At 44.9% G+C, this 16,911-nt stretch carries 16 protein-coding genes; 6 read left to right on the top strand and 10 right to left on the bottom strand.

All coding sequences use genetic code 11. From position 1 onward, the window contains the following. Positions 1-267: 267 nt before the first annotated feature. The gene (gene era / locus BMX95_RS32710) at positions 268-1,137 is read left to right on the top strand and encodes a GTPase Era (RefSeq protein WP_081197005.1); all 870 of its coding nucleotides are present in this window, start codon (positions 268-270) and stop codon (positions 1,135-1,137) included. 19 nt (positions 1,138-1,156) lie between these two features. After that, positions 1,157-2,473, top strand: coding sequence for a ribosome biogenesis GTPase Der (der, locus tag BMX95_RS32705; RefSeq protein ID WP_081197006.1), 1,317 nt, complete (start codon positions 1,157-1,159; stop codon positions 2,471-2,473). Between the two features lie 72 nt (positions 2,474-2,545). Here the strand turns inward: der and BMX95_RS32700 are convergent, their stop codons facing one another. The 5 genes from BMX95_RS32700 to BMX95_RS32680 all read right to left on the bottom strand — a co-directional run bounded on the left by BMX95_RS32700 (position 2,546) and on the right by BMX95_RS32680 (position 6,340). Next, a complete protein-coding gene (locus tag BMX95_RS32700) occupies positions 2,546-3,337 on the bottom strand; it encodes a PASTA domain-containing protein (RefSeq protein ID WP_081197007.1) in 792 nt (263 codons plus the stop codon). Positions 3,338-3,529: 192 nt separating this feature from the next. Beyond that, positions 3,530-3,835 (bottom strand): rhodanese-like domain-containing protein, encoded by a 306-nt coding sequence (locus BMX95_RS32695; RefSeq protein ID WP_081197008.1) that lies wholly within the window; start codon positions 3,833-3,835, stop codon positions 3,530-3,532. A gap of 17 nt (positions 3,836-3,852) precedes the next feature. Further along, the gene (locus BMX95_RS32690) at positions 3,853-4,644 is read right to left on the bottom strand and encodes a PASTA domain-containing protein (RefSeq protein WP_081197009.1); all 792 of its coding nucleotides are present in this window, start codon (positions 4,642-4,644) and stop codon (positions 3,853-3,855) included. A 72-nt stretch (positions 4,645-4,716) separates the two neighbouring features. Further along, positions 4,717-5,709, bottom strand: a complete 993-nt coding sequence (locus tag BMX95_RS32685; protein ID WP_081197010.1) for a D-alanine--D-alanine ligase — start codon at positions 5,707-5,709, stop codon at positions 4,717-4,719. Positions 5,710-5,992: 283 nt separating this feature from the next. Continuing rightward, a complete protein-coding gene (locus BMX95_RS32680) occupies positions 5,993-6,340 on the bottom strand; it encodes a 4Fe-4S dicluster domain-containing protein (RefSeq protein ID WP_081197011.1) in 348 nt (115 codons plus the stop codon). A gap of 81 nt (positions 6,341-6,421) precedes the next feature. Between BMX95_RS32680 and BMX95_RS32675 the strand changes: the two genes are divergently transcribed. Both BMX95_RS32675 and BMX95_RS32670 read left to right on the top strand, forming a co-directional pair. Continuing rightward, entirely contained in the window at positions 6,422-7,420 is a 999-nt protein-coding gene (locus BMX95_RS32675) for an acyl-CoA reductase (RefSeq protein WP_081197012.1), read from the top strand. A 267-nt stretch (positions 7,421-7,687) separates the two neighbouring features. Beyond that, positions 7,688-9,187 (top strand): trypsin-like peptidase domain-containing protein, encoded by a 1,500-nt coding sequence (locus BMX95_RS32670; protein ID WP_081197013.1) that lies wholly within the window; start codon positions 7,688-7,690, stop codon positions 9,185-9,187. Positions 9,188-9,269: 82 nt separating this feature from the next. Here BMX95_RS32670 and BMX95_RS32665 read toward each other — a convergent pair whose 3' ends face one another. Continuing rightward, entirely contained in the window at positions 9,270-10,541 is a 1,272-nt protein-coding gene (locus BMX95_RS32665; protein WP_242672950.1) for an alpha-amylase family glycosyl hydrolase, read from the bottom strand. A gap of 86 nt (positions 10,542-10,627) precedes the next feature. Here BMX95_RS32665 and BMX95_RS32660 point away from each other — a divergent pair, with 86 nt between their 5' ends. Both BMX95_RS32660 and BMX95_RS32655 read left to right on the top strand, forming a co-directional pair. Further along, a complete protein-coding gene (locus BMX95_RS32660; protein WP_081197014.1) occupies positions 10,628-11,857 on the top strand; it encodes a 4-hydroxy-3-methylbut-2-enyl diphosphate reductase in 1,230 nt (409 codons plus the stop codon). 125 nt (positions 11,858-11,982) lie between these two features. Beyond that, positions 11,983-12,273, top strand: a complete 291-nt coding sequence (locus BMX95_RS32655; protein WP_081197015.1) for a hypothetical protein — start codon at positions 11,983-11,985, stop codon at positions 12,271-12,273. Between the two features lie 75 nt (positions 12,274-12,348). Here the strand turns inward: BMX95_RS32655 and accC are convergent, their stop codons facing one another. The 4 genes from accC to BMX95_RS32635 form a co-directional block, all read right to left on the bottom strand. Next, entirely contained in the window at positions 12,349-13,686 is a 1,338-nt protein-coding gene (gene accC / locus BMX95_RS32650) for an acetyl-CoA carboxylase biotin carboxylase subunit (RefSeq protein ID WP_081197016.1), read from the bottom strand. 90 nt (positions 13,687-13,776) lie between these two features. Beyond that, positions 13,777-14,271 (bottom strand): acetyl-CoA carboxylase biotin carboxyl carrier protein, encoded by a 495-nt coding sequence (accB, locus tag BMX95_RS32645; protein ID WP_081197017.1) that lies wholly within the window; start codon positions 14,269-14,271, stop codon positions 13,777-13,779. Between the two features lie 173 nt (positions 14,272-14,444). Further along, positions 14,445-15,011: an elongation factor P gene (gene efp / locus BMX95_RS32640; RefSeq protein ID WP_081197018.1), complete on the bottom strand. Its 567-nt coding sequence runs from the start codon at positions 15,009-15,011 to the stop codon at positions 14,445-14,447. A 95-nt stretch (positions 15,012-15,106) separates the two neighbouring features. Continuing rightward, entirely contained in the window at positions 15,107-16,909 is a 1,803-nt protein-coding gene (locus BMX95_RS32635) for a M56 family metallopeptidase (RefSeq protein ID WP_081197019.1), read from the bottom strand. Positions 16,910-16,911: the final 2 nt, after the last annotated feature.

Genomic DNA, 16,911 nt, shown 5'->3' with positions numbered 1-16,911 from the left:
GAACCGCGTCCGCCAGCTGGCGGATATGAGCCCGACGAGCTACCGCTGCTCTACTTCGCGATGTATATTTTTCGAATATCGCTATTTACTTCGCGATATAATAAGTTAAATAAATCTGCTTTTAAGAACTTCCCAATCACCTAACATCTTTATTCCCAACCCTTCTTCACTAAACCGTCTTCGTTAATTGGAGTGCAAAGATAAAGGTATATATGTTTGCCACCAAACTTATTTTAATCTTTTACCTTTGCAGGAATTTAAAAATAGATGAAAGCGGGTTTTGTTAGCATATTCGGACGCCCCAACGCGGGTAAAAGCACTTTGCTCAACGCTCTTATGGGCGAAAAGCTGGCTATTGTATCTCCCAAAGTGCAAACCACCCGCCACCGCATCAAGGGCATTTTAACCGAGCCAGAGTACCAGATCATCTTTTCCGACACCCCCGGTATCATTGAACCTAAGTATAAACTCCAGGAAAAAATGATGCACGCAGTAAAACAGGCCCTCGAAGATACCGACGTGGCCCTCCTGCTGGTGGATGTGAACGAAAACCACGAAGAAGTAAATGCCATTTTTGAAGCACTACGGCTAAAAGTACCCGCCATCATCGTCATCAATAAACTGGATGAAGCGTCTGAGGCAAAAAAGAAAGCGGTGTTCGAGCTCTTTGGGGCCAAATCCTATTGCAAGGGCCTGGTAGGCATCTCAGCCCTTAATAAAACAGGGTTGAAGGATTTGATCGACGCCATCCTGAAATTGCTTCCCGAAAATCCACCTTTCTTTGAAGGCGATGAAATGACCGATCTTCCCACCCGCTTTTTTTGCGCGGAAATGATCCGGGAAAAGATCTTCTATTTATACCAGGAAGAAATACCTTATCATACAACGGTTATTGTGAACGAGTTCAAAGAGAAGTCATCACTGATAAAAATTGCTGCTGACATAATCGTGAACCGGGAAACCCAGAAAGGCATTTTACTGGGCGTTGGTGGTAAAATGATCAGACAGTTAGGTACGGAAGCAAGAAAGGATATAGAGCAGTTTCTTGGACAAAAAGTGTTTCTGGAACTGTTTGTTAAAGTGCGGCCCAAGTGGCGCGATAACGAGTACATGTTAAAAGAATACGGCTATCACTAATAATTTTTGAGCAAACAATATGGCAGGTTTTACAGTAGCAATAGTTGGAAGGCCCAACGTAGGTAAAAGCACCTTTTTTAACCGCTTGCTTGAGCAGCGTAAAGCAATCGTAGATGATGTAAGCGGTGTTACCCGCGACCGGCAATATGGTGTGGCCGAGTGGAATGGTAAATCATTCAACGTCATAGATACCGGTGGTTTTGTACCGGAAAGTGAAGAGGCTTTTGAAAAAGAGATCAATAAACAGGTAATGATCGCTGTTGAAGAAGCGAACGCCATGTTATTCATGGTTGATGCCGCTACCGGTATTACCGATCTCGATGAATCGATGGCCGATGTATTACGTCGTACCGCCAAACCGGTGTACCTCGTAGTTAATAAAGTAGATAATCACGAACGCCTGCTGGAAGCTACCGAGTTTTACGGCCTGGGCTTCGACAATATCTTTTTCCTTTCCTCTATGAGTGGCAGCGGCACGGGCGAATTGCTCGACGCGGTGGCCGATTTAATTTCCGAAGAACAGGTGGCCGCCATTGAAGCCGAAGGCGCTCTGCCCAAATTTGCCATCATTGGGCAACCGAATGTGGGCAAGTCATCATTGCTGAATGCACTGATAGGACAGGAGCGTACCATCGTAAGTGATATTGCCGGCACTACCCGCGATACCATTCACACGCATTATAATCTGTTTCAGAAAGAATTTGTATTGATCGATACGGCAGGTCTCCGCCGAAAAACAAAAGTGCACGAGGACCTGGAATTCTATTCGGTGATCCGGGCTATTAAAGCAATGGATGAAGCCGATGTGTGTTTGCTAATGCTGGATGCCGAAAAAGGTATTACGCAACAAGACCTGAACATTTTTAGTCTGGCTTCGAAAAAAGGAAAGGGCATTGTGCTGCTTGTGAATAAATGGGATACCATGGCCAAAGAAACCAATACCGCGCGGGATTACGAAAATGAGTTGAAGAAACGGATTGCCCCTTTCTCCGATGTGCCCATCCTGTTTATTTCTGCACAGGAAAAAGTACGTATTCATAAAGCTATTGAAGTGGCATTGGACGTTTATGATAACAAACAACGTAAAGTACCAACTTCTGAATTGAATGAAGTTATGTTAAAGGCCATTGCTTCCTACCAGCCACCTGTGGTGCGCGGCAATCCTATTCGCATAAAATACGTAACGCAGTTGCCTACGCATGTGCCTTCGTTTGCGTTCTTCTGTAACTACCCCGACGATGTAAAGCAACCTTATAAGAACTATCTCGAAAACCAGTTACGCCAGAATTTTAATTTTACCGGCGTACCGGTACGATTGTTCTTTAGAAAGAAATAAAACACATTGATATAAAAAAGAATCCCTGACGATTACCGTCAGGGATTCTTTTTTATATCAAATACATTCTTGTTATTGCCCTTGCGCTGTACTGTCTCGAACCGGTTTCTCGGTTTGTATCCACAGATCAATAAACTGTCCCTGCTTAATGTGGTTTACGGTACCACTGATGGTTAAACGGGCTGGATTTTGCTTATAAACATATCCATTGGGATCTGCGTCGGTGGGTTGAACAGTGCCCAGTGTTAATCCGTTCGATTCCAGCATAACTTTGGCTTCGTTATAACTCATCCCAAACAGGTCCGGTACTTCAAACTGCTCGGTACCTTCACCACGTCCTAAAACCAATGTAATACTACTTCCCATGGGTATTTTAGTCCCTTCTTTAATTTGCTGACCTTTATAGTGCTGTTCAAGCACCATATCTCTGGCAAAATAAGGCGCATAGATGGTATCCTCCAGTTTCAGTTTCTGTTGCTGCAAAGTGATCTCTGCACCACGGAAACTTAACCCTGTCAACTTGGGCATTTCGATATCCGGTGCGGCATTGCGATTTATGGTTAAATAAACCGTACGATTCATCTTAACTTTTGTGTCGGCAGTAGGGAACTGTTTTACTACCGATTGCAATGCTGCCGTGTCGTTATACACGGTATCCTGGATCTCTACATCAAACCCCTGCCGTTCCAATACCTTTTTAGCTTCGTCGTACGACTTGCCGGTTACCGATGGTACAGCCAGCGTTTTATCGTGCCGGGTGATCCAGGATAAGGATTGTAAAAAAACAAAAAACAATACAAGCAAAATACCAATACCCAACAGGATATTCGCCCAAAGTGGTTTTCCGGTAATGAACTTAAACACAGGTGATATTGATTAAAATTTAAAAAATCAGGGATACAGACCTCACCTACGTGTGAATCGGCAAACGGCAAACGTAAAACGGCAAAAATTGACTCGCGAGCTTAAGATTACTTAGCTACCTTGCAATTCCAAAATTCTTCTGCCTTCTGCCTTCTGCCTTCTGCCTTCTGCCTTCTGCCTTCTGCCTTCTGCCTATTGACCAAACTTCGACTGCCAGGCCAGCATACCGCCAGACAGGTTCTTTGTATTGGCAAAGCCCATTGTCTCCAGTATCATTGCGGCTTGTCCGCTGCGGTTGCCACTGCGGCAGTAAACGATCACTTCCTGGTTCTTCAGGTTCTCCAACTCATCTGCCTGCATCATTACCTGTCCCAGGGGAATATGGATGCCACCTATGTTGAACTCTTCACGCTCATGGGGTTCCCGTACATCTAACAGGTTTAATTGTTCACCTTTGTCAAGACGCTCTTTTACTTCTTCCGGAGTTATGTTTTGCATAAAAACTATTTACAATTTTATGGTTGTTGTTGCGGTACTTCAGGAACCGTTGTCGCCTTTACGGGTTTATCGCGCTGTAACCACAGGTCTACCGTTTGCCCCTGGCGAATGCGGTTCACGCGACCATCAGGTGTCATGTGTTCAGGGGTTTGGCGGCCCACAAAGGCACTTGAATCGATGCTGGGTATCACTGTTCCTACAGATAACCCATTTGATTCTAATAACACTTTTGCATCGTTATAGGTTAACCCAACAAGATCAGGCACACTAAAATCTTCATGTCCTAACCCGCTGCCCAGGATGAGCGTGATCTTACTTCCCTGCGGAATTTTTGTACCTGCTTTTATCCGGTCACCATTGTATTGCTGTTCCAATACCGAATTCTTGGCAAAGTCCATCCGGTACATGGTATCTTCCAGTTTCAGGCTATACTGGTTCAACGAGATCTCTGCACTGCGGAAGCTCAATCCTTCCAGGCTGGGCATTTCAATAAGCGGGGCTATTGATTTGTTGATGGTAAGATAAACCGTACGGTTCACTTTTACCAATGCTTCCGCTTCAGGAAACTGGCGTAATACCGATAAAGGCTTTGCCGTATCATTATAAATTGAATCCTGAAACTCTACTTCAAAACCTTTGCTTTCCAATATTTTCCGGGCGTCTGCATACGATTTACCAGTTACGGCAGGAATGGTAAGGGTTTTATCATGCCTGGTAATCCAGTAAAGCGATTGCAGGAACACAACTATCAGCAGGACTATTATGCCCAGTCCCACCAGTAAGTGTACCCAAAGGGGTTTCCCTGTCATGAATTTAAACAAGGTAGTAACAATTTTATTTATTGATCGTGAATCTTCTGGTCGGTAATCGGTCTCATTGGATCAACCCTTCTTCCTCGTCAACGCATCTTCAATGAGGGCTGAGTAAAACTCCTTCAATGTCCATCCCATGGCACGTACCTGTTGGGGAACAATGCTTGCTTCACTTTGTCCTGGTACTGTATTTATTTCAAGCATATAAGCGGCCTGTTTGGCTTCGTTGTATATGAAATCAATGCGTACTACGCCGCTGCAATTAAACAACTCATAGATCTTTTTGGCCGTGCTGCGTATCTTTTCAGCTATGGATTCATCTACCTGGGCCGGGGTAATTTCTTCACTTAATCCTTCGTATTTGGCTTCATAATCAAAGAAGTCCTTTTTCGAGATCACTTCCGTGATCGGCAGGGTAATGATGCCCTTGGTTGATTTAAACACCCCAATGGTGAATTCACGACCGGCGATAAACTCTTCCACCAGGATCTGATCGTCTTCTTTAAAGGCCTTTTCCAGGGCACCCGCCAGGTAGGCAGCCTCGTTCACCTTGCTCATGCCAATGCTTGATCCGCCATTGTTCGGCTTTACAAATACAGGCAGCGATAACTGGCTCAGGATCTGGTCGGGCAGAACCGGACTGTGTTTAAAAATATGAACAGATTTGGCAACATTTATGCCAGCAAAAGCCGCTACGGCTACGGTATATCTTTTATTGAAAGTGAGTGCAGAAGTAGCTGAGTCACAGGAGGTATAGGGCAATCCGGTGAGGTCGAAATAACCCTGTAATTTTCCATCTTCACCCGGGGTTCCGTGGATCCCGATCAACACCGCATCAAATGTTATTTTTTTACCATCGATGGTCAGGGAAAAATCCTGGCGGTCAATTGTTATTTTTTCGCCTTTGCCTGATTCGTAGAACCAGCCATTGGGCGTGATGTCGATCTTGTATACGTTGAACTTGTCTGTGTCAACATTCTTTTCAATAGTAAGCGCGCTTTTATAGGAAATAACCGCTTCTGTAGAGTACCCACCGGTAACAAAGGCAATATTGGGCTTCATGTAAGGTTGGAAAATTTTTAGCAAATAAACGAAAAAGGGCTGGAAGCCCGAAACGCCCCAGGCAGGTATTTATGCGGGAACACCGGGTAAAAAGCAATAGAAAAGTTAAAAGCCGGAATTTAGTCCAATAAAAAAGGTGAAGGTCGTTAATCCTTCACCTCAATACGGCAGGAAATATCACCCGCCACTTTCAAGTAGCACTAAGGCTACATTACTATTCTTACAGAAAGGTAGGGAAATTATCAGCCACAACCCAAATTTTATTTGGGCAGCCCTTACCTTCTTATACGTGCAGTTTTTCCTTTTTTTCCATCAACTGTTCCACTGTTTCAACATACATTTCATCAGGTACACAACAGTCAACGGGACAAACGGCTGCACATTGCGGTTCTTCATGAAAACCCTGGCACTCTGTACATTTATTAGGAACGATATAATACGTATCTACACTAATTGGCGCATTAGCAGTATCGGCGTCGATTAATGTTCCATCCAATAAAACAAATGATCCTTTTACTGTAGTACCGTCTGCTACTCTCCATTCTACTCCACCTTCGTATATCGCATTATTGGGGCACTCGGGTTCGCAGGCGCCGCAGTTAATACATTCTTCGGTGATTTTTATTGCCATAACTTGCTGAATTTTATACCTGCCTGCTTGCAGGCTCGTGAATTGAATACAACTATTTTTGCACGACAAATATAAGGTGTAATGAATTTACAACAACGAATCGTTTTATTGAACCGGTTAGGTGAATATATTTTACAGGATAACGATAACTGGCAGGCTGCCAAGCAGAAAGCCAATTTCCAGAACAGCTGGTTCACCCCCGAATTTATTGACCTGGCTACCCGAAATATTGCCCTTGCTTTTTTACAAAAAGATAAACTCACTGGCTGGGCCCAACAATATAATCTCCCTACCGAAAACACCGCCCCCAAAAATGTGGGTATTATTATGGCCGGTAATATACCACTGGTTGGTTTTCATGATTTTTTATGTGTATTTATTACCGGTCACCGGCAAACCATAAAACCTTCTTCCAAAGATGACGTACTCATTAAACACCTGGTGCAACAACTGCACGAGTGGGATGAATCCACCCGCCAGCTGGTGACTTTTGCCGAAATGCTGAAGGGCTGTGATGCCTATATTGCTACTGGCAGCAATAATTCTGCCCGGTATTTTGACTACTATTTCAGCAAATACCCCCATATTATCCGTCGCAACCGAACCTCGGTGGCCCTGTTAACCGGAGAAGAAACGCCCGGCGACCTGGATAAGCTGGCTGATGATGTGTACCAGTACTTTGGGCTGGGCTGCCGTAATGTGACCAAATTGTATGTGCCTGAACAATATGATTTTGTTGCCCTCATCAATGCTTTCAAAAAATACGATTACCTCGCCGACCAGCATAAATACAAACACAATTACGATTATATGCTGGCTGTTTTGATACTTAACAAACAGTTTTATATGAGTAATCAAAGCATTCTGCTCGCCGAAAGCAAGGAACTGTTCTCTCCTATCAGCCAGCTGAACTATGAGTTTTACAACAACGCAGCAGCCGTTAAAGCGTCGCTCACTGACAATGCCGACGTGCAATGTATTGTTGGAAAAAACCATCTTGACTTTGGTCAGGCGCAGCACCCTTCGCTCACCGATTATGCAGACGGCGTAGATGTCATGAAATTTTTGCGGGAATTGTGAAAAACTGGCAAACTAACCTGTAAAAATTACATGTAACGGCTATCAAATACTTATAATAATTTTTAACTTTCCACCTGCGGCAGGTTCGTTTTTAGCGTTTCCTGCTTACTTTTAGTAAATTTGAGAAGCGAAGTACGAAGACTTTAGTAAATTAATTGTTAAACCAACTTATCAACACTGGTTTCCATTAGTTCCTGACGTTAAATTTGTTGTTGTCAGGCATGTATTTTGAAACAAGTATAAAATCTCATAAAATTTTTAACGATTATGAAGTGGAAACAAATTCTGGCTATTGTGCTTATTAGCGCCTCCACTACCGGCGTGACCATGTGGGGAGTTAACCATTTTAGCCATGATAGTACGTACGTATATCAAAAGGAAGGCGATACTGGAAAGATACCAGCTAACTATGCCGGCTTTAATGGTGCAAATGGAGCTAACGGCCCGGTTGATTTTTCACCCGCCGCAGAAGCAGCTATTCCTGCTACAGTACACATCAAAACAAAAGCTACCCGTACAGTAAGTAATAACCTGCCCCGGAATAATCCATTCGGCGATCTGTTCCCCGACCTGGATGATTTCTTTGGCAATGGCACCCGCTCTATTCCTCAAATGGCTTCCGGTTCAGGTGCCATCATCAGCGAAGACGGTTATATCGTTACCAACAACCACGTAGTGGATGGTGCAGATGACATTACCGTTATGCTTAACAACAAAAAATCTTTCAAAGCCAAAGTGATAGCCGCTGACCCCAGCAGTGACCTGGCTGTAATAAAGATAGAAGCAAAAGGTTTACCATTCCTGTTATATGGTAATTCTGATGAAGTGAAGGTGGGTCAATGGGTACTGGCAGTTGGTTATCCTTTAACACTGGAAACAACCGTAACGGCTGGTATTGTAAGCGCCAAAGGCAGAACGCTTGAAATAAACAAACGCCAAAGCGACTCTCCTGTTGAATCATTCATTCAAACCGATGCGGCTGTTAACCCTGGTAACAGTGGTGGCCCGCTCATCAGCCCCGATGGCAAACTGGTTGGTATTAACTCAGCCATAGCTTCGCCTACAGGTGCCTATGCGGGTTATTCCTTCACCATTCCGGTTAATATCGTGAAGAAAGTCGTTTCTGACCTCATTAAATTCGGAACGGTACAAAGAGCTTATCTGGGAATTGAATATCCGAGAGATAACATCAGCGATGATGAGAAAAAACAAAACGGCATCAAAGACGATGGTGGTGTATATGTAATGACCGTTCGGGATGGTGGTGCTGCCTTAGCCGCCGGTATTAAAAAAGGCGACGTGATCACCAAGATCGATAACATGCCTGTGGTTAATGGCGCCGACCTTATTGGTCAGATTGCTACACACCGCCCCGGCGATAAGATCACGCTTACCTACCAACGTGGTGGCAAGGAGTATACAACTTCTATTGTTTTAAAAAACAAAACCGGCAGCACTGAGATCGTAAAAACTTCTGTGCTGGATAAATTAGGCGCTGAACTGGAAAACCTGAACAAGGACGATGCGAAAGAAATAGGTGTGAAAGGTGGTGTAATGGTGAAAGCGATCGGTTCCCGCGGTTTGTTAAGCAAAGTACGCATTCAGGAAGGTTATGTGATCACTAAAGCCAATGGCAAAGACGTAACCAGCGTTGATGACCTGCGCAAGATCCTGGAAGGTGCTTCAGGCAGTGTAAAACTGGAAGGTGTTTATCCCGGTTACGAAGGCATTTACCCCATCGTGATCAATTTAGATAGTGCGAACTAGTACTCAGTACTGACAACTTATAAAAAAAGCCCCGATGCACTCAGGCTATCGGGGCTTTTTCGTTTTATTTCTGTCTTATAATTTAACGCGTTAACACCAGGTATTCATATGCTTTCAGCGGTGCTGAAAACGATGCGTTTACAGTAACCGGTTGTTGGGTGAACAGGTTGGTGAATTTGCCCTGAACCGGCGTGTTGGACAGTTGCACATTTACCTCCTGCGCACTCAGGTTCAGGAGCACTACCAGTTCTTTGCCTTCATTTTTTCGGGTAAACGCCAGCACGTGGTCATTGTCGCTGGTTTCCAGCATCTGTGGTTTGGCCACATCGCCTGTTTGCAGGGCAGGATGTTGTTTCCGCAGCTGTAATAATGTTTTATAAAAAGTATGCAGCTCCGGGGTGCCATTCCAGTTCACTTCATCTTTATCAAAGAAAGGCAATCTCCTACGCAAGGGCAATTCCTGGGCAGTATAAATAAGCGGAACGCCGTTCCAGGTGCAACTGAACACTGCTAACGGTGCAGCCATCTCCCCGTATTTTTCGTATTCGGTACCATTCCAGGTATTTTCGTCGTGGTTGCTGGTAAACAACATGGGGAAAGTACCGGAAGGCAAATCATATTGATAGTGGTTCAGTACATCTTTTAACTGGCTCAGGGTAATTTCCTGGCGATAATATTTCTGTGTGGCCGACATCCAGCGCCAGCCATACAAACTATCGAAGACCTGTAAATAAGGCACATCCAGCGTTTCGCCCAGCCAGAACAAAGGTTTTACGGTATCCAGTTCCAGGCGCGCCTGATTCCAGAAATCCAGGGGTACCAGGTGGCACATATCGCAGCGAAAACCGTCTATATCGCATTCTTTAACCCAATACCGCATGGCGTCTATCATGGCATTACGCATGCCGTGGTCGTAATAGTTCAAATCAATTACATCGTGCCAGTTATTGGTATCGTAGAAATTGCCTTCAGCGTCGCGTTTGTAGTATTCGGGGTTCGATTTTGTCCAGATATGATCCCAGCCGGTATGGTTGGCCACCCAGTCAATGATCACTTTCATTCCCAGTTCACGGGCTTTTTTTACCAGTGCTTTAAAATCGGCCAGGGTTCCAAATTCGGGGTTGATGGCTTTATAATCTGCACAGGCATAATAACTTCCCAGTGTTCCCTGTCTTTTTTCCCTGCTTATTGGTGTAATGGGCATAAACCATAACACTTCTACCCCCATGTCTTTTAATCGGGAAAGGTGTTGGGCAAATGCGTTAAATGTGCCTTCGGGCGTGTACTGGCGAACATTTACTTCATAGATATTGCTGTTAATGCTCCAAGCTATTGGTGAAAATCGTCGCGTCATAATCTCTTTCCTGGTTGGTTTAATCAAAATTACGGTCTAATATTTACATCCCCTCTAACAATCAACTTTTGTACCTTCGCCCTGGCATGAAAACATTCAATGTACCGCTTACCTATCGCAGCCCGCTGATCACGGCCATCAAGAACAGTCGCAAACAGCAGGATAAAATGAAGAAAGATTTTACTCCTACCCTGTTGGAACTCGGGTCTTTACACATTTACCTGGCCCGCCATTTCGGGTTCTGCTACGGGGTAGAAAATGCCATCGAGATCTCTTTCCGCACTATAGAATCGAATCCCGACAAACGTATATTTTTATTGAGCGAAATGATTCACAACCCGCAGGTGAACTCCGATTTGCAAAGCAGGGGCGTTCAATTTCTGCAGGACAACTACGGCCATCAGCTGATCCCCTTTGAGGAATTAACTGCCGATGATGTCGTGATCATTCCTGCTTTTGGTACAACGCTTGAAATTGAGTCGAAATTGAATACACTGGGTATTCCGGTTGAAAAATATAATACTACCTGCCCCTTTGTTGAAAAAGTTTGGAACCGCAGTGAGCAGATAGCTAAAAAGGGATACACCATTGTTATTCACGGCAAACCGAAACATGAAGAAACCAGGGCTACTTTTTCCCATGCCGCCAGCAATGCCCCGTCAGTAATTGTCAACGACATGCAGGAGGCGGAAAACCTGGCGAAATATATTACTGGTGAAAAACCGGCCGACCTCTTTTATACAGAATTTGCCAATCGTTTTTCCGACGGGTTTGATGTGACCCAACACCTGCAACGCATTGGAGTGGTGAATCAAACTACGCAACTCGCCACCGATACACAAGCCATTGCAGAATACCTGAAGCAAACCATTCAAAGCCATTTCGGCTTAACGCCTGAAACCATAGAGAGCCGTTTTGCCGATACCCGCGATACCCTGTGTTATGCCACCAATGATAACCAAACAGCGGTTACAGGCATGCTGCAGGCGCCCGCAGACATTGCCGTTGTAGTAGGCGGTTATAATTCCAGCAACACCACGCACCTGGCCGAACTGTGCGAGCAGGAATTACCTACCTATTTCATCAATTCTGAAGAAAAACTCCTGTCTGTAAAAGCTATTCAACATTATAATTTCCACACAAAAGAAGAGCTCCATACAGCTGATTACCTGCCCACCGGCAACCCCGCCCGTATTTTGGTCACCAGCGGTGCTTCCTGCCCCGATGCGGTAGTAGAAAGCGTTATACGCAGGCTGGCCTCCTTTTATGGGGTTGAAGGCAAGCTGGAAGAACTAACGAAGGAATTGGCTGGTTAATCGTTTTCTCCGCTGCATTCATCCTTAAAAAAGCAGCGTACACCCAATTTCAGGCATACCAATTATTCCCGGGTTAAACTACTGCGTTACTGCAGGGTCAAAATACCAGGATAAACTGAATAGTCATGAAATGGGTATCAATTGTTTTACTGGGATTGTTGATGTTCCTGGGCAGTACCGCCGTCGCACAGTGGCGTTCGGGTGCGGAGCGGGGATTACGGCAGCGAATGAGCGAGCTGCAATTAACAGCAGAACAAAAAAGAAGGATTGCCATTATCATTCGCCGCCAGCGAATGCAAAATGTAATGAACCAGCGTGAGCTGAATGAAATACTTACGGAAAAACAAAAGTTGCAATTGGAAAAGTGGGGAGAAAAACGATTGAATAGAATCGATAGCGCTGAAGTGAAGCATTAAGTTGGGCAGTTAACAGGTTGACAAGTTAACAAGGGTTTTGAACCTGTTAACTCGTCAACATATCAACTGGTTAACTTATACCATCTTAAATGTCTCTAAGAATTTGGTATTGAAGTTACCTTTTATAAAGTCTTCGTTCTTCATCAATTGCTGATGGAACGGAATGGTAGTTTTTACACCTTCAATCACATATTCGCTCAATGCACGGCTCATGGTATTGATGGCTTCTTCGCGGGTACGTGCTACGGCAATGATCTTGGCGATCATGGAATCGTAGTACGGCGGAATTACATAGCCGGCATATACGTGTGAGTCGATACGGATACCGTGTCCGCCGGGTTGATGCAGTGTAGTGATTTTGCCCGGGCTGGGACGAAAATCATTATACGGATCTTCGGCATTGATACGGCACTCGATGGCGTGCATCTGTGGTTCGTAGTTCAACCCACTGATGGCTTCACCCTGTGCAATCTTGATCTGTTCTTTAATGAGGTCGAAGTTGGTCACTTCTTCGGTTACGCAATGTTCTACCTGAATACGGGTATTCATTTCCATGAAGTAGAAATTGCGGTGTTTGTCAACCAGGAATTCGATGGTACCCACGCTTTCGTAACCAATGGCAGAAGCAGCTTTGATGGCGGCTTCCCCCATGCGTTTACGCAGTTCCGGAGTCATGAAGGGAGAAGGGGATTCTTCAACCAGTTTCTGGTGACGGCGTTGGATAGAGCAGTCGCGTTCACTGAGGTGACATACCTTACCGTAGCGATCGCCGGCAACCTGTATTTCGATGTGGCGTGGTTCTTCCACAAACTTTTCCATGTAAATACCGTCGTTCTTGAACGCGGCACCTGCTTCGGCTTTGGCGGTGTTGTAGTTCTTTTCCATTTCCCCCTCATTCCAAACAACACGCATCCCTTTACCACCACCACCGGCAGTGGCTTTCAGAATAACGGGATACCCTACTTCTTTTGCCAGTGCGAGGGCTTCTTCCAGGCTTTCCAGCAACCCTTCGCCACCGGGTACCACAGGCACACCGGCTTTGATCATGGTTTCTTTAGCTGTTATTTTATCACCCATCGACCGGATCTGGTCGGGCGTGGGTCCAATAAATTTGATGTTATGTTCGCCGCAGATTTCCGCAAAGCGGGCGTTTTCGGCCAAAAATCCGTACCCGGGGTGAATACCGTCGGCATTGGTGATCTCTGCCGCGGCCATAATGTGCGGAATGTTAAGATAGGAATCAGAGCTGGCAGCCTTTCCAATACAAACAGCTTCATCGGCAAACCGCACGTGCAGGCTGTCTTTGTCGGCGGTGGAATAAACAGCAACCGTTTTGATGCCCATTTCTTTACAGGTGCGTATCACCCGAAGGGCAATTTCTCCACGATTGGCAATTAATATTTTCTTGAACATTGAATTTTGATTGATTAATGCGCTAACATGTTAACAGGCACAATCCAACTAATGTTGGGATTGGCTGCTTATCACATTGGCTAATTAAGGTTAAGCTGGTTCAACCAGGAATAACGGTTGGTCGTACTCTACGGGTGAAGCATCTTCCACCAATACTTTCACGATACGGCCTTTTACTTCGCTTTCGATCTCATTAAAGAGTTTCATGGCTTCGATAATGCAAACCGCTTTACCTGGAGTAACATCGTCACCTATTTCAACAAAGGCAGGTTTGCCGGGAGCTGAGCTGCGATAGAAAGTACCGATCATCGGACTCTTAATAGTGATCAAATTGTCAGCAACCGCATCTGCAGCTTTTCCTTTATCTGCAGCGGGGGCAGTTGCCTGTGCAGCGGGTTGAGTAGCCGCCATTTGCTGTGGCATAGCAGTCATCATAGGAGTATGTACAGGAGCTGCAATGACATTTTGAACCGGTTCTTCTTTTTGTTTGATGGTTAATTTAAATCCCTTTTCTTCAATCGTCACTTCCCCAATATTTGATTTGTTGATCATTTTGATCAACTCCTGAATTTGCTTAAAATCCATCTGTTAAAAATTTTAGTTTGTCGTTTAAGTCCTGTATAACAGGCGGCTAAGATAAGGATTAGACGCTAAATATATCCAAAACCGTTTTTTTATGTTGGCCGCTCGGTTGTACCCAAAAAAAGAGGACAATGGATTTGAAGTTCCATTGTCCTGGTATAACGTAAGTTTTAGTATTATTCTTTTACCCGTTCTACATATTCCCCGGTCTTCGTATTTATACGAATCAGCTCGCCTTCGTTTACAAACAGCGGTACGTTTACGGTAGCGCCGGTTTCAACAGTGGCCTGCTTCAGGGTGCGGGTAGCGGTATCGCCTTTTACGCCTGGCTCGCTATAAGTTACTTTCACCACAATTTTATCGGGCAGTTCCACACTCATCGGTGTTTCGGTTTCGGTATTGATGAGTACTGAAACTTCCTGTCCGTCTTTCAGGAACTGTGGAGCATCTACCAGGTTTTCGCCAAGGGCTACCTGCTCAAAAGTTTCATTGTCCATGAAATTGTAACCGGTATCGTCCTTGTACAGGAACTGGAAGGTTTTGCGTTCAACGCGCACGGGATAAATGGTATCACCGCTGTTCCAGGTTTTTTCAATACTGCGGCTGTTGTCAACGCCTTTCAATTTTGCCCATACCTTGGCAGCAGCCCGGGCAGTTTTATTTTCGCCAAATTCAACCACTGTGTATAAACTTCCATCCAATTTGATGATCATGCCGCGGCTGATATCTGAGGTATTTGCCATAAATGATAAAAATTTCAAAAGTCAAAAAACAGGTACCAATTCTAAAAAGAGGAGGCAAAATTATGGCAAAATTGGCAGGTAGCAAAATGGTCTGATTACTGTTCTTTTGTCGGGGCCGCCGGTTTGGCTTCCGCGGGCTCTTTCGCCTCCCCGACCGGTTTAGCCACAGGCGTTAAAATAAGGGTGGTTTTCTTAACTTCCGCCAACCTCGGTTTGATTGCTGTGGCCTCGTTCGCCCCCACAGGCGTTAAATTAATAAGGTCGGGCCTGATTTCTGTAACCCCGGCCTTGTCCATTGAACTCCCTTTGGCTATTTTAACAGTAACAATCCTGTTATTAGTGGCTATCATATTTTCCTTTTTCGCAGTCTCGGCCATTTTAACATAGGGGTTTGGCGTGCTTTTGGCAACGGATCCCGCATTCGGGCGCCCTCTTCTCATAATGTAAACAGGCGCCACATTGCCGTCGGGCGTTACGCTATACATAGGCAGGTATTTTTGTTTGTAGGTTGTGTAATACGTATTGTCGCCTACAATTTTTTCGTCGGTTCTGACAGTTGCCGGCTTTATCGTCTTCAGCCTTAGCCCATTCCCTATAACTGTTTTTGGCAATAAGAAGATCTGCCTTGGCGGTACTTCACCGTATTTGTCTTCATACTGTTTGTCTTTATTCCAGTCGTTTAGGGAAACCGCTAGCACTATTTTATTGTTTTTGTCTTTCACGATCACGGTGGCCTCGCCACGATTGTCGACTACGCTCACGCAATAGCCTTTTTGGTTGTAGCAGTCCTGAATAGCAGGGTCCCGCGGCGGCGGGGGTGGAACCGGCGTTAAATCGATCAATACCGGGGATTGGGGGGCTGCAGAAGCGTTCGGCACTACATCAATTATAACTTTTTGGGGAGCAGCGGGCGCGACTGGCTTTTTAGGCACTTCCCTTACTGCAACTTTTACAGACGGCGGCGGGGGCGGCGGGGGCGGTACATTTTCAACAGATGGAACCGTATCGGTTATCGACGACCGCAATGGTTCATGATGCGTTTGTGTAGCATTGCGGAAGGCCAGCAACACCACTACCAGCAGGGGAAACAGAAAAAGGAACCTGATCAGGTGCACCCGGGCACTTTGGTTTTTGTTCATCATGGCTATTCTTTTTTTGAGTGATGAAAAATTGAAATTGTTAGCTATACTAAATGAATTGACCCCAATAACTTTTAACAGCAGGTACTGGTATTGTTTGCGATCCAGACCAGTTTGCAGCACCTGCTGATCGGCAATAAATTCCAGGTTCTGGCGGATATCATGGCGTAACAACCACGCAAAAGGGTTGTACCAGTTCAGAATGCAAAGCAGTTCGCTCCAGATAATATCCAGTGAATGCCGTTGTTTTACATGTATGAATTCGTGCCGAATGATCTCTTTCAATTCGTGTTCATTGTGCTGATGTTTGTTTACATAAATACCCCGGCCAAATGAAAAGGGCATTACCGGCGCATCTATGTGGTATAACTTTACTTTGTTATCGTACAACAACACCGCTTTCGACCGCATTTTGTATAAGGAATAATATTGCACTCCCAAACGAGCTATCATTACCAGTATACCAATAACGAATACAACAGCCGTCAGCAGCCACCAGTTATTACCAACCCAGGTGGTGGTATTGACGGGCGTTATTTGCGTAATGGCCGGTATATAGTTAACAAAGGCCGATTCGCGCAATGCCGGTTTTTCCAAAATGGTGATCACATTTATAAAGGGTATTATAAAACATACCAGGGAGTATATCAACAGGTACCAGCGGTTCCAGTTATAAAAGGTAAGCCGGCGCAGGAATAATTGATAGAAGAGGTATACTATGGAGAGACTGATCGTTAGTTTAAGCAGGTACTGTAACATAA

Origin of the sequence: Niastella yeongjuensis, assembly GCF_900110245.1 — a bacterium.
GTDB classification, from domain to species: domain Bacteria; phylum Bacteroidota; class Bacteroidia; order Chitinophagales; family Chitinophagaceae; genus Niastella; species Niastella yeongjuensis.
The sequence above is the reverse complement of the archived record's forward strand: the minus strand, read 5'-3'. Positions and strand labels throughout refer to the sequence as shown.